This window comes from Acinetobacter guerrae (genome assembly GCF_009372255.1).
Classification (GTDB): domain Bacteria; phylum Pseudomonadota; class Gammaproteobacteria; order Pseudomonadales; family Moraxellaceae; genus Acinetobacter; species Acinetobacter guerrae.
Map to the genome: position 1 here is coordinate 56,695 of NZ_LXGN01000060.1, position 13,262 is coordinate 69,956.

Annotated in this window: 12 protein-coding genes and 3 tRNA genes; 10 read left to right on the forward strand and 5 right to left on the reverse strand. The window is 39.3% G+C overall.

What is annotated here, in order from left to right:
- Positions 1–83: 83 nt before the first annotated feature.
- The 5 genes from A7A69_RS16285 to A7A69_RS16305 all read left to right on the forward strand — a co-directional run bounded on the left by A7A69_RS16285 (position 84) and on the right by A7A69_RS16305 (position 5,429).
- Entirely contained in the window at positions 84–341 is a 258-nt protein-coding gene (locus tag A7A69_RS16285) for an FAD assembly factor SdhE (RefSeq protein ID WP_152878615.1), read from the forward strand.
- A complete protein-coding gene (locus tag A7A69_RS16935; RefSeq protein WP_241675284.1) occupies positions 334–717 on the forward strand; it encodes a hypothetical protein in 384 nt (127 codons plus the stop codon). The genes A7A69_RS16285 and A7A69_RS16935 overlap by 8 nt, the downstream gene beginning before the upstream one ends.
- A gap of 544 nt (positions 718–1,261) precedes the next feature.
- Positions 1,262–2,365: a hypothetical protein gene (locus A7A69_RS16295; protein ID WP_120370451.1), complete on the forward strand. Its 1,104-nt coding sequence runs from the start codon at positions 1,262–1,264 to the stop codon at positions 2,363–2,365.
- A gap of 117 nt (positions 2,366–2,482) precedes the next feature.
- Positions 2,483–3,076, forward strand: coding sequence for a rhombosortase (rrtA, locus tag A7A69_RS16300; protein WP_152878616.1), 594 nt, complete (start codon positions 2,483–2,485; stop codon positions 3,074–3,076).
- 154 nt (positions 3,077–3,230) lie between these two features.
- Complete coding sequence (locus A7A69_RS16305; protein ID WP_120370501.1) at positions 3,231–5,429, forward strand: TRAP transporter large permease subunit; 2,199 nt, start codon at positions 3,231–3,233, stop codon at positions 5,427–5,429.
- A gap of 45 nt (positions 5,430–5,474) precedes the next feature.
- Here the strand turns inward: A7A69_RS16305 and A7A69_RS16310 are convergent, their stop codons facing one another.
- From A7A69_RS16310 to rnr, 5 genes are all read right to left on the reverse strand, one after another.
- Positions 5,475–6,350, reverse strand: coding sequence for a DMT family transporter (locus A7A69_RS16310; protein ID WP_152878617.1), 876 nt, complete (start codon positions 6,348–6,350; stop codon positions 5,475–5,477).
- Between the two features lie 124 nt (positions 6,351–6,474).
- Positions 6,475–6,912: a hypothetical protein gene (locus tag A7A69_RS16315; RefSeq protein ID WP_152878618.1), complete on the reverse strand. Its 438-nt coding sequence runs from the start codon at positions 6,910–6,912 to the stop codon at positions 6,475–6,477.
- Between the two features lie 13 nt (positions 6,913–6,925).
- Positions 6,926–7,135 (reverse strand): YheV family putative zinc ribbon protein, encoded by a 210-nt coding sequence (locus A7A69_RS16320; RefSeq protein WP_120370447.1) that lies wholly within the window; start codon positions 7,133–7,135, stop codon positions 6,926–6,928.
- Between the two features lie 43 nt (positions 7,136–7,178).
- A complete protein-coding gene (locus A7A69_RS16325) occupies positions 7,179–9,218 on the reverse strand; it encodes a M3 family metallopeptidase (RefSeq protein ID WP_152878619.1) in 2,040 nt (679 codons plus the stop codon).
- 174 nt (positions 9,219–9,392) lie between these two features.
- Positions 9,393–11,810: a ribonuclease R gene (gene rnr, locus A7A69_RS16330; protein ID WP_338325141.1), complete on the reverse strand. Its 2,418-nt coding sequence runs from the start codon at positions 11,808–11,810 to the stop codon at positions 9,393–9,395.
- Between the two features lie 263 nt (positions 11,811–12,073).
- On the opposite strand from rnr, the gene A7A69_RS16335 reads away from it, so the two are divergent.
- The 5 genes from A7A69_RS16335 to A7A69_RS16355 all read left to right on the forward strand — a co-directional run bounded on the left by A7A69_RS16335 (position 12,074) and on the right by A7A69_RS16355 (position 13,229).
- Positions 12,074–12,163 (forward strand) — tRNA-Ser (locus A7A69_RS16335).
- Positions 12,164–12,174: 11 nt separating this feature from the next.
- A tRNA-Arg gene (locus A7A69_RS16340) sits at positions 12,175–12,251 on the forward strand.
- A gap of 51 nt (positions 12,252–12,302) precedes the next feature.
- Positions 12,303–12,379: transfer RNA gene (locus tag A7A69_RS16345), tRNA-Arg, on the forward strand.
- Positions 12,380–12,452: 73 nt separating this feature from the next.
- On the forward strand, positions 12,453–12,788 hold the full coding sequence (locus A7A69_RS16350) for a hypothetical protein (protein ID WP_120370445.1): 336 nt from the start codon (positions 12,453–12,455) through the stop codon (positions 12,786–12,788).
- 57 nt (positions 12,789–12,845) lie between these two features.
- Positions 12,846–13,229, forward strand: coding sequence for a VOC family protein (locus A7A69_RS16355; RefSeq protein ID WP_206669021.1), 384 nt, complete (start codon positions 12,846–12,848; stop codon positions 13,227–13,229).
- Positions 13,230–13,262: the final 33 nt, after the last annotated feature.

Below are 13,262 nucleotides of genomic sequence, written 5' to 3' on the forward strand. Positions count from 1 at the left end.
TAGTCATTCGGGCAAATCAATTAACCACAAGCCTATGCTGATCGGTTAAACTAGCTAAGTTTTTTACCAACTTGGGGAAACGAATGTCTGAAGAAATCACACTCGAAGAACGCAAGGTAATTTATCGTGCGCGACGCGGCCTTAAAGAAATTGATGTTTATTTTGATCCTTATGTCCGAAATCATTACTTGATCGCTGAACCAGCAGAAAAAGCACTTTTTGCTGAATTAGTCGATCAGGAAGATCCAGATTTACTGGATTGGTTTATGGAAGTATCAGAGCCACCGAAGCCAGAGCTTAAAAATTTTATTTTGAAGCTTAAGCATTACGTGCATGGTTAATCATCAATTTCAACTGAAACGCAGCTTGCTTGCCCTGTTGTTTCAGTTGGGAATGTTGTTATTGATCGGAATCATCTGGTTTCAGCTTTTTCCTTTTTATATTTTTTTGATCGGATTATTTTTGGCAATTCTTGCCTATATCGTGTATTTAAATCGCCCGAAGATGCTGGCTCTGGCTTACCTTGATCAAGATGTTTGGTCAATTAAGTGGAAAAATCAGTCCAAGATTGAACACCTAAAGTTTTACAAACTAGTGGATCATCACATTTATATGGTTCTCTATTTTCATCAAAATAATCGTTCACAAATAATTTGGCGTGATCAAGTCGATCTAAATCAATGGAAGCAACTCAAAGTTATGGCAAAATTACTATAATTGTTAAACAATCATAAAACGTTTTATAATTAAAAAAATATTAAAAATCATATTTTTATAGAAAATAAAATAAAAAATTAATTACATTGTCCGATTAAATCATTGAAAAAATCTTTAAATAACGCATTGTCAGACAATTTTATATTTGTGCAAAAATTACATCGGTTAAAGTATAAACACCAACGTAAAGTGTGAAGGAGGTCAGAAATGATCGATATTCCAACGTGGTTGTTTCCAGTCATTGCTTTTGTTTTGGCAGTGATTATAGGACGAGCAGGAACTTTACTCAGGGATTATATTGAACACCATCAATAATTAAGAGTACAACCCATTCTCCAGTTAACAAGTAGCATGTGCTGAACCGTCGCAATGCTACTTTTTTTTGCCTAAAATTTGTATAAACACAAGAAAAAAGCCAATCTTTTCATTATTTATTTATGTCATATTACGTGATTAATATTAGAGTAATTGCTCTTTTATTCGCCTTGTGCATCTGATAAGGTACAACGCAAAGGAAAAATAAAATGATTTCGAGGGATAGAAAATGCCAAAAATATTCAAAATAGGTCAGGGTTTGGCTGTTGCGGTTCTTGCCTCATCTGTATTGTCTGGATGTTCCTATGTGGTTAAATCGGGTGCCAATGTTGCCTTGAGTTTTAGTGAAAATCATATTGTTCCACCTATTTTGGCAATGGGTGATGTGGATATGATCTGTAATTCTGGAAATGCATTAACTCCAGCAATTATGGCGACTAAAGATATGGGGGCTGACCCAACTAATATGGCAGTATTATTGTACGCTGGTGCAGGTATGTGTGCTGAGAATCAGGCATTAGAAGGTGAATTACGTTATTTGCGTGCTTCTAAAGCTGGGCAGGTAACGGAAGCCCAAGATGCACGCATTGAACAAAAACGTTGGGCTGCAATTGCTGCACAGCGTCAATATAATGCTTACCAATTATTTGCACAGCGTTGGGAAAGTAAATATAAATATCATTTAGGCGAATCTTGTCCAAAAATGCGTAGCGACAAGGATCAACTGACTTATATGCTTGGATTGTTAAGTGGTTTGCAGGCTGTAACCAATGACATCAATTCTGGTGGTGATGTCAATGTACCTAAAGATATTGCAGGAATTGTTGAACGTAGTATGGCTTGTTTGGACAACACCAAATTTTGGGGTGTACCAAATGCGACTCGTGCTGTAATCTGGACTTTATTGCCAGGTGCAGATGAGGGTAAACCTGATCCTTATGTGACTTTAAAACAATCCATGCAAATTGGTGAACAAAAAGGGGTGAGATTACCTCACGCGTTATATGCGGTTGCAGCGCAAGCCAGTGGCGATGATAATAAAATTCGTGATGCACTCAGATCGTATGCTGAGTCACGTGGTGATGATAAGCCAGTCAATCCAAACTTCAGATTATTTGATGCAATGGCAGGTGTGATGATTCGCGGTATTTCTGACCGTTACTGGACAGAACATACTGGTGTACGTACTGGTGATGATGGTATGACGACATTCTGGGATGAAAGTGGTAAAACCTCTTCAGAACTGGAAGATTTATTTAATGATGGTGGTGCAGGTAGTACAGATGGCGCAGACACGCAAGCAAGCCCTGCGGAGGAAAAGCCAGCAAAATAAAACAATGAAGTAAAAATGCTGTAAATCTGAAAATGGACATTTTGACTGATATTGGAGGGGATGAGGTGGTTGAAAAACACCTTATCCCTTTTTGTACATGTAAATGGAGCGCATAGCATGAAAGATGAAGATCTCATTAAAAAAGTGATTTTTATTGCTGTATGTATTTCCATTTCTGCATGTTTACAGGTGTTTTCTGATGTTTTCATCTATTGGCGGCCAGTGCTATTAACAGAATTCTGGCGATTATGGACGGCACATTGGGTGCATGTTGGTTGGATGCATTTTTTACTGAATATGTTAGCTTTTGCCTGTTTGCCTTTTATTTTTCCACATGCCAGAACACGGCATATGGCGTTATTGCTTATGGTTGTATCGCCATTTATCAGTCTCATGTTTTATTTCTTTATGCCGAATATTGAAGCTTATGCTGGTCTTTCAGGGGTATTGCATGGCATGTATGTTGCTGTTGCGATCGTGTATTTAAAATATCCTAAAGAACGTAATTTCGCTATTTTGGTTCTAGTGCTGATCGTCATTAAAATTATTTGGGAAAATACGTGGGGCAATAGTCGTACAGCTCAATTGATTGGTAGCCCAGTTCTGGTCGAAGCACATTGGTTGGGTGTATTTGGCGGGGTGCTGACAGGATGTGCCTATTTATTCAAACAAAAGCTAAAATGCGAGAAAGTTGACAAAATAAACCGCTAAAAATTGTGATCAAGCCATTCTTTAATTGAAAGGTATGTTGCAAATTTAAACAATGGAAAAGGACTGCAATGGGGATGGAATAGCCCATTGTCACGGAGAGATCACTTGAAACTATCGCTGGTTTCGAGGGATGCTGCAAAAAACTGGAAAAAACATGCAAGAAAATCAAGAAAATAGATCTGGCTTGGGTTTCCTGAGTTATATTTGGAATGAATGGATTTCAACATACGTCATCCTCCTTATGTTATTGCTGACACTGATTATTGGAACAGGTGAAATGATCCATGGTCAGATGTTACGTATGGGTGAACGTTTATATGGTGATCCTGCAATCGGGATGCAATATTCTTTTTTACGTGCTGAACCGCAAAAACCAGAATGTGAACGCAATCCAAATATTGACGCACAAGTTCAGCAGCAAATGCAGGCCAATAAACATGATGAGTTTGCTGACTTTTTTGGTGCAGCATCTGAATCGGATGTTCGTGCTTCATTGTTAGCAGCACAACAGCTTTGTGAAGAAAAACATCAGTTTTACGATAAGGCCATGAAGCATATCGAGTCGCATCCATCGCTTCGAGCTTACCGTACGATGGAAACGACTTTCTTTGGTATTTTTAAATTTGGTACAGAAAATCGTACGATTTTCTTACTTATTATGGTGTTCTTTGCTGCAATTACTGCCAGCTTGAAAATCCATCATATTGGTCTACGTAGCCCTAAAACCCGAATCGATTTTCGAGTCTATTCTGTGGCAATGGTTTTAGGTAATGCATTATTAACTGCCTCTACGGTTAGTCAATATCGCTCCCTGATGAATTCGGGTGTGGCATTGACGACTGAAACACTGGTTATTGCATGGTTGTGGATGGGCTTATTTGGTGTTTTGACCCTCATTAGTTTGTATCAATTATTCAGAATTCCAAAAACAGCACAGCCTGGAGGGAATTTTGGCTTAGCTTTGCTGAGTGTGCCTTTATACGCTTTTATGTCCATTTTGACAGGTATTGCATTTACCTTCTTTATGGATTACCCAATGGGGCAAGGGATTTATTTGAGTATTCTGGTGGAGTTCTCTGGAATCTTCTTGAATCTGGCGTTATTTATCTGGGCGGGTATGTTATTGACTCAGACGCGTGTCATGGATTTGTTCCTAAACATTTTGCGTCCCTGGAACCTTGCCCCTGAAACCCTAACTTGGCTAATTCTCTTGGCAGCAGCAATTCCTACGGCTTATACAGGTGCCTCGGGTATTTTCGTGATCGCGGCTGGTGCGATTATCTACAAAGAAGTCTGGAATTCGGGTGCTCGTCGTCAATATGCTCTGGCCGTTTCTGCAATGTCCGGTTCTTTAGGTGTGGTAATTCGCCCATGTCTACTGGTGGTTCTGATTGCAATGCTAGATAGCCGTCATGTAACGTCTGACGAGTTGTTTGATCATGGCTTCTATGTATTCTGGTTAACGGCATTTATTTTCTTGGGTGTATCATTACTGCTAGCTGAAACTAAATTCCGTGTGAATTCTCCTAAAGTTGCGATTCCAGGGATGCTACGTGCTTTTGTACCTGTGATTCCTTATATCGTGATTACGGCTGTGGTATTGGCGTTCTACAAATATGGTCTAGATACCAGTATGAACGAATTTACTGCACCTGTTATTTTACCATTGGTGTTAATCGCAATTATCCTGTTTGATAAGTTGCGTAAAGAACCTGAACTCATACCTCAAGTACAGGCGCATGAGTCTTTAGTTAAACAACATGAACAAGATTCGCCATATTTGCGTGAACACGGGGCGCAGAGTAATCAATATCGTCGTGGTTTCTTTGGTTCAATGCACTTTGCCACAGCAGAAACTGTAGGGCATATTGGTGCGTTAATTATTCTGATGGCACTTTCTGCAAGTGTTGGTGGTTTGATTGAACGTACCGAAATTGTGGAATATTTACCTACGCATTTAGGTAGCATTTATATTTCACTGTTCTTTATTGCGATGCTTTTAGCATTGATTGGTATGTGTACCGATCCATTTGGTGCGGTTATTCTGGTTGCCGCAACTATTGCACCAGTGGCTTACGAAAATGGTATTCATCCGATTCACTTCTGGATGATTGTACTGGTTGCATTTGAGTTGGGTTATGTCACCCCACCTGTGGCACTGAATCACTTGTTGACGAGGTTGTCAGTAGGTGATGAAGAAGTGGCGGCAGCAGATCGTGAAGCCAAAGAAAAATACACCAGTTTCTACTATCGTTATGAACGGTGGTTACTACCAATTATGGTGTTATTCCCAGCTTTAATGATTGTAACCTTTGCTCCATATATCTTTAAAATGTTTGGTTGGTATCATTAATTACAGTTAAAACTGATCGAAGGCAATAAAGCACCTACGGGTGCTTTATGTTTTTAAGCGTTGTTGTACCAATGGACTACAAAGAAAAATAGCGAAAAAAATAAAGATAAAACCAATAAGACTGTATGTATCAGGAAGTTCTCGCCAAAATAAATAGCCCCAAATTCCTGCAAAAACAATCGCGATATAATTGACTGGGCCAATTTGTCCTGCGGGGGCGAGCTTATATGCATTTGACATAAAAAGCTGGCTGATATTGGCTAAAAGCCCTGCACTGATTAGTAAGCCAAGTTCTTTAAATGTATAAGAGCGCCACATCCAGAACATGGGAATAGCGGAGAGCAGTGTTCCAAATAAACAAAAATAAAAAACAATACGTTCTGGTGGCTCAGTCGAGGTGAGTGCTCGTACAGTAACAAATGCCATAGCTGCCAGAAAACCTGCGCTTAATCCAATGACAGAAAGCTGATTGAAAATTCCCTGATCTGGTTTGGCTATAAAAATTACTCCAATTAATCCAAGAAAAGCAGCGATCAACATAGAATGCGTGACTTTTTCTTTAAGAAATAACCATGCAATCAATGGAATAAAAATAGGCGATGAATAGGTAAATACCATCGCATTGGACAGTTTTAGATGAGCAATAGCATAGAAGAAACCATACATTGCGGTTAGACCCACGATACTACGCCATGTATGCATCCAGAGTTTTTCAGTTTTAAAGAAACTGATACCTTGTCTAAAAATAAAAGGTAAAAAGATAAATAGACCAACCATATTGCGAAAAAAAACAATACTGGCGTTGTCTACAGTTTGAGAAGCTAGGCGTATTAAGACACCCATAAAAGAAAATAACAAAGCTGAGACTGTTAAAAAGCCAAGTGCTTTTAATAAGTCTCGCTGTGGTAAGGCGGAATGCATGAGCAAGTATGTGGAGTATGACGTGAAAACGGATTGTAGCAGAAAAAAGTGATGATCTTTTTTGAGCAAATATAATAGCTCACTGGACTTTGGGTCTAAAAAGTCCAGCCTCTATAAAAAGCGATTATTTTTGTTCACCAATTTGAGCTTCAAGTAACTTGATTTGTTCCTCTTTTAGCTTAATCAGTGTATCTGCATCCTGATGTTGAGCTTTGAGCGTAGTTTGCTGATCTTTTAGCTGAACTTGAATATCATCAAGTTTGGCAACCTCTTCTTTAGCAAGCGAAGGGTTATTTGGTACAGGTGTTTTTAAAATAGTTTCATCAATAAGTGTATTTGATGAGGGTTCGCTTGTTGCGGATTCATTAGGTACACTATTTTGCGTAGGTTCCTGTTTGTGTGGTTCAGATGGTGCTTGAACAGGCTGAGATTTAGTTTGTACAGTTGTGTTCTTGTTTTCAGCAAAAAACCATTGCGCAGCTAAAAATAGCAACACAATAATGCTGATTCCCCCAATGATAAGCCATAACAACCGAGAGTTATGGCGTTGTTCTAACGTCATTTCTTAAACCTTTTTATTTCGAACGACGTGGTTTGAATTGTATCACTCCGACTTCATCTGCAATGGCTGGAATATCGGGTTCTTCAACATGAGTAGGACGATTTTCATTATAGTCACACTCGATACATTCAATCCATTCGTCGTCGTTTGTGGTTAGCATGACAATTCGATCTGTGGCACCACATTTAGGGCATTTAGCACCTGCAATAAACCGACGTTTCATTTTGTCACTTCCTAACCACATACGAACAATTTTGACGCTTAGTTTAAGCCGTTTTATGGTCGTTCGTCCAACCCTGATGACGTAATAATGCATCAATTTTTGGTTCACGACCTCGGAAGTTGACAAACGCCTCTAAAGCAGTATCTTTCCCTCCTACTGCGAGAATGGCCTGACGGAACTCATGACCTGTTTTTGTATTAAAAATACCTTCTGCTTCAAAGCGGTCAAAGGCATCACTGGCAAGCACTTCAGCCCATTTGTAAGAGTAATATCCTGCTGCATAACCGCCTGCAAAAATATGACTAAAACTGTTTTGGAAACGGTTATATGAAGTGGTTGGCAATACTGAAAATTGACTGCGAATCTCATCCAAAACGGACTGAATTTGTGTGCTGTTTAATGCAGGATTTTTGGAATGAATGGTTAAATCGAACAAAGCAAATTCAATCTGTCTAAGGGTCTGCATTCCAGACTGAAAAAAGCGAGCATTTAACAATGCGCTCAGTAATTCTTCAGGTAATGCCTGTTTAGTTTCGATATGTTCGCTGAGAACATCTAGACTTTCTTTATCCCACGTCCAAAACTCCATAAACTGACTTGGCAGCTCTACTGCATCCCATGCTACCCCATGTGTTCCTGCAACAGAGATATTATCGACTTCGGTCAACATATGATGCAAACCATGACCAAACTCATGAAATAAGGTATTGACTTCATCGTGCGTCAACAATGCGGGTTGATGACCAACGGGTGGAGTAAAGTTACAGACCATATAGCAAATTGGCTTTTGTAGCCCTTGTGTCGTTTGCATACGAGAACGGAAACCGCTCATCCATGCGCCACCACGTTTACCATTACGTGCGTATAGATCAAAATAAAATCCAGCAATGACTTTTCCTTGATCTTCGAGTTCATAATAATGAACATCTGGATGCCAGACAGGAGCCTCACGCTCAACAATCTGAACTCCATATAAGCGGTTTACGATCTGAAATAACCCTTGAATAATTTTGGGCGCAGGGAAATAAGGCTTTAGGGTTTCCTGAGATAAATTAAACTGCTGTTGTTTAAGTTTTTCTGAATAATAACCACTATCCCATGGTTGTAATTGTTCAATGCCATCCTGTTGGGCAATGGCTTTGAGTTCTGCAACTTCTTTAAGCGCAGGAGTGCGGGCATGTTGAGCGAGATCAACCAAAAAGTCATGAACCGTTTGAACATCAGGTGCCATTTTGCTTGCTAGCGAATATTCGGCAAAGTCATGAAAACCAAGTAATACCGCCATTTCCTGACGTAGTTTTAGGATTTCTTCCATCACCGTAGTATTATCAAACTCTTTATGATCGGATTGGTCTGATGCTCGAGTGGTATAAGCCTTATACAGTTCTTCACGCAAACTGCGATCATCTGCATAAGTCATAATCGCTAAGTAAGCAGGCATATCTAGCGTTGCCACAGGTTGATCCAGTTCACGCTGCTGACCATATTGTTTTAACAACTCAATACTACTTTGCGATAAGCCTTTGAGCTGACCTTCATTTAAAGGTTTAAAATAAGCCTGAGTTGCATCCAACACATGATTTGAAAAATCAGAAGAGAGTTGCGATAAACGTGCTGAAATTTCCGCATAACGTTTTTTGGCTTCACCCTCAAGTGCGACTCCAGACAATTTGAAATCACGTAGTGCCAGACGAATAGCACTTTGTTGTGCAGGGCTTAAACTGGAAAAGTTTGTGCTGTCATGAATGTGCTGATAGGTTTGATAAAGCGCCGTATGTTGCCCCAATTGCGTATAGTATTCACTTAAAGCGGGGAGTAATGACTGATACACTTCACGGGTTTGCGTGTTATTCATGACAGCATTTAGATGTGACAAGACTCCCCAAGATTCGCTCATATTATTTTCAAGCTCATCCATTTGTTCTAGCACATGTACCTGCGCTGAAAATTCTACTGGGGCTTGTTCTAATGTATTTAAAAACTGTTGACCCTGCGTAATATTTTTTTCGATCTCTTGTTTTAGATTATCCAGTTGGATGTGATCAAACTGAGGAACGGGAAGGGTTGCTTGCTGTAAGGTCATTGTCTTTGCCATATTTTTTTAAACTTATGACTAGATGTAAGGGTTCAGAGCGATGAAATCAAGTTTGTTATCATTTTAAATAACATTTTCGCTCATTGAATATAACGACTATTTCTTTGCTTGCGCATAAAAAAAGAGCACCGAATGAAGTGCTCTTTTTAAAAGTCTGTATGCTTATTCCTGTTTTGGTTTGGCATTTGACTTTTTGCGTTTAGGTTTACTTTTTTTCTTTGGTTTTTCAGGTTTAGCAGCAACAGCTCCAACTGGTTTTTTACCTGTTTTCTTGCCATAAGAACTTGGTTTGCTTTTCGATTTCTCTTTTTTACGAGCAGACTGTTCTTTTGAGTCAACTGACTCAGCTTGAGAACTAAACACTTGTTCAGTTGCTTGTGTTTTATTAGTTCGTGGCGCACGGCTACGAATGATTCGACCTGCATGGGTAATTTGCTGAATCAGTTCAAAATCAATCTTACGGTCTTCAAGATTAACCGCAGCGACCTTGATCTTGACTTCATCACCAAGACCAAAAACTTGTCCACGGTTTTGCCCAACCAGTGTTTGGCTTGCTGAATCAAACAAGAAGAAGTCGTCGCCTAAATGACTGACATGAATCATACCGTCTACATATAAGTCTTTGAGCGTTACAAACAGCCCAAACTCGATGACAGCACTAATAGTACCAATGAATTCTTCACCTAAATGCTGCTGCATATAGTGACATTTCAGCCATGAAGTTACGCTACGAGACGCTTCATCTGCACGGCGTTCAGTTTTGGAAAACTGTTCACCTGCGTCATCAAGTGCTGCACCAGAAAGAGGATAAGGTTTTTGCTGTAAATGAGCCTTAATCGAGCGATGCAACAATAAATCAGGATAACGACGAATTGGCGAAGTAAAATGCGTATAGGCTTCATAAGCCAAACCGTAGTGTCCTGCATTTTTTGCACCATAATACGCTTGCATCATAGAGCGTAATAACACCGCATGAATACTTGGTGCATCGATACGGTCTTTGGTTGCTTCAATCACACGTTGATAATCTGCCTGTGTTGGCTGATCAGGGAACGGCAAACCTAGTAATTTAACAAAATCTTTGACTTTCTGAATGCGTGAAAATTCAGGTGCTTCATGAACGCGATAAAGCATAGGAATATCATGTTCTAATGCATATTCGGCTGCTGCAACATTGGCAAGCAACATACATTCTTCAATCAGCTTGTGTGCTTCGTTGCGTGTCCGTGGCAAAATTTCCTTAATCCCACCCAACTCATCAAAAGTCATATAGGTTTCAACAGTTTCAAACTCCATCGCATGACGTTTTGCACGTAGCTCTTTAAGCGTTTGATAAAGTTGGAACAATGTATTTAAGGATTTTTGAATCGATTTATCAGCAGGAATTGCGTCAGTTTTACCTTCAAAATATTGACCGACCTGTGTATAGGTCAGACGTGCCTTAGAATGCATCACAGATGGATAAAACTCATAGCTCATCACACGACCTGCACGAGAGAGTTTTAAATCACAGACCATACATAAACGATCGACATGCGGATTTAACGAACATAATCCATTAGATAAAGCTTCAGGCAACATCGGTAACACAAAATGAGGGAAATACACGGAGGTACCGCGCTCTTGTGCTTCATCGTCCAGAGGCTTGCCAAGACGGACATAATGACTTACGTCGGCAATTGCGACCACTACACGATAACCACCGCCTGTACGTTTTTCGGCATAGACAGCATCATCAAAATCACGTGCATCTTCACCATCGATCGTGACGAGTGGCAAGTCACGCAAATCGATACGATCTTCGATATCTTTTTTAGAAGGTTCTTTAAAACTTTCAGCTTCCTCGACGACTTCATTCGGAAACTCGTAAGGTAGCCCATATTCTAAAATGGTCTGTGGAATAATAATTTCTGTATCGGCTTTATCAGCCATCGATTGAATCACATGACCTGTTGCAAATTCTTCACGAGTTGGGTAGTCATCTATTTCAATGCGCAGATAATCACCTACTTTGGCATTGGCATGCTCAATCAATTCTTTTTCTAAAGGAATCGGTTGATGCGCATTGGGTGCAGCAGGTTGAATATGAAATTCACCCTCATGTTCAGCAACTTTACCAATAAGCTGTTTGACACGACGTTGTAAAACTTCAGTAATAAAGCCCCAACCTTTACCCTTACGATCTATTGAAGTTTGACGGACTTTAACGCGATCACCATTAAACACAAGGCGTAATTCACGCTCAGGTAATAGAAGATCATTTTGCCCATCAATATGTGCAGAACCTAACCCTTTATTATTAATATAAACTGTTGCTTCAAAGGTAGGCTCATCACCAATCGGCTGAAATTTAAAACCATCTTTGCCAATTTGACCATCACGTACCATGGCACTCAAACGATGGCTTAAGGCATCAATACTTTTTTGATCTTTTATTTCAAAATGATCAACCAATTCGGCGTGCGAAAGGGGCGTGTCGCTTTGCTCCAATGTATTTAAAATAAGAGTACGGCTAGGAATAGGATTTTCGTAACGCTCAGATTCCGCTTTTGCTTCAGGGTCGACCCAGTTTTTCATAATGTCTTTTGGCTTCATATTTGAAGATAAGTTTAGCATAGGTTATGCAGGAAGATTCTGCATCATCATAATTACAAGATTATGTTATCTCTAATTGAATAGGTATAGTGCAAAGATAGTCATTATATTAACAAGCTGTAAATGCTAAATAATTCGCGCTGCTGCAATTTTGTTTAAAAAATAGATGATTGGATAAAAAACTAAGAAAATTTAGATGTGATCACTTGCAGTTCACAGGCTAAGTTTGTATTATGGCGGCTCGTTACGGTGAGATGGGTGAGTGGCTTAAACCACATCCCTGCTAAGGATGCGTACGGGTAACTGTACCGAGGGTTCGAATCCCTCTCTCACCGCCACTTTACTTAATGCGCTCATAGCTCAGCTGGATAGAGCACTTGGCTACGAACTAAGGGGTCGGGAGTTCGAATCTCTCTGAGCGCACCAAGTAAATCATGCAAAAGTAACGAACGCCAGATAAATGGCAAACAAGTAAATGCGCTCATAGCTCAGCTGGATAGAGCACTTGGCTACGAACTAAGGGGTCGGGAGTTCGAATCTCTCTGAGCGCACCAACTTGAACAATTAACCGCTTAAATGCGGTTTTTTTGTTTTATAATATCGATAAAATTTATCTATTTTGATTTTATGTCATTGATTAAACCTATCTTAATTGTCTTGTCTATCTCTATTCTGAGTTTGATTGCGTATAAAATTTGGCAGCCTTCGCAAGCCCAATATGAAGATTATCGCGCACTATTATGCTTAGTGATTCAGAAAGATGATTTAATAGAAAAAGATCAGATTTTCACTGAAATGGAAAAAGTGCAAAAACATTCTTATCCAGATTACGCATTGCATAAGCCAACTTTTAAAGCACGGTTTGCGCGTAAGGTCTTTTCACAGTTTCAAGGTTTAAAACAAGTAGATCAACAACAGGCCCGAAAATCTTTAAAGGATTGTGAGAATTTACTTTCTTGGTAAATGGCTTGGGATTTTACTCTTTAAGACGATACAATTAAAAAAATGATTCTTTAAAATGTGGAAAATAAAAAAATGACAGTTCCCGTTTTGCACACAATTATGATATATGCCAAAGATATGCATCGTCTTGCACATTTCTATAAAACTTATTTTTCATTTGAAGGGGATTGTGAAATTAAGGATGGATTGATTGAATTACATTCAGCAGATAATGGTTTGATCATTTTGATCCATCAGGCTGCGAAAAGTATTAAAATGGGGCAGGCAAATATAAAATTAGTTTTTTCAGTTGAAAATGTAGATTTGTTTAAGCAAAACTGTTTATCCAATGGATTGTTTTTTGGAGTAACGCATCAGGCGAATGGTTATCAATTTGCAAATGTGAAAGATCCAGAAGGAAATTCTGTTTCTATTTCTAGTCGTTCATATCAATCATCGTAAAACCGCATCATAATGCTTTAAAAAGATAAAACC

What these genes read in the sequence shown, in the direction of transcription:
- A7A69_RS16285 (WP_152878615.1), top strand. Translation starts at nt 84, where the DNA reads ATGTCTGAAGAAATCACACTCGAAGAACGCAAGGTAATTTATCGTGCG.
- A7A69_RS16935 (WP_241675284.1), top strand. Translation starts at nt 334, where the DNA reads ATGGTTAATCATCAATTTCAACTGAAACGCAGCTTGCTTGCCCTGTTG.
- A7A69_RS16295 (WP_120370451.1), top strand. Translation starts at nt 1,262, where the DNA reads ATGCCAAAAATATTCAAAATAGGTCAGGGTTTGGCTGTTGCGGTTCTT.
- rrtA (WP_152878616.1), top strand. Translation starts at nt 2,483, where the DNA reads ATGAAAGATGAAGATCTCATTAAAAAAGTGATTTTTATTGCTGTATGT.
- A7A69_RS16305 (WP_120370501.1), top strand. Translation starts at nt 3,231, where the DNA reads ATGCAAGAAAATCAAGAAAATAGATCTGGCTTGGGTTTCCTGAGTTAT.
- A7A69_RS16310 (WP_152878617.1), bottom strand. Translation starts at nt 6,350, where the DNA reads ATGCATTCCGCCTTACCACAGCGAGACTTATTAAAAGCACTTGGCTTT.
- A7A69_RS16315 (WP_152878618.1), bottom strand. Translation starts at nt 6,912, where the DNA reads ATGACGTTAGAACAACGCCATAACTCTCGGTTGTTATGGCTTATCATT.
- A7A69_RS16320 (WP_120370447.1), bottom strand. Translation starts at nt 7,135, where the DNA reads ATGAAACGTCGGTTTATTGCAGGTGCTAAATGCCCTAAATGTGGTGCC.
- A7A69_RS16325 (WP_152878619.1), bottom strand. Translation starts at nt 9,218, where the DNA reads ATGACCTTACAGCAAGCAACCCTTCCCGTTCCTCAGTTTGATCACATC.
- A7A69_RS16350 (WP_120370445.1), top strand. Translation starts at nt 12,453, where the DNA reads ATGTCATTGATTAAACCTATCTTAATTGTCTTGTCTATCTCTATTCTG.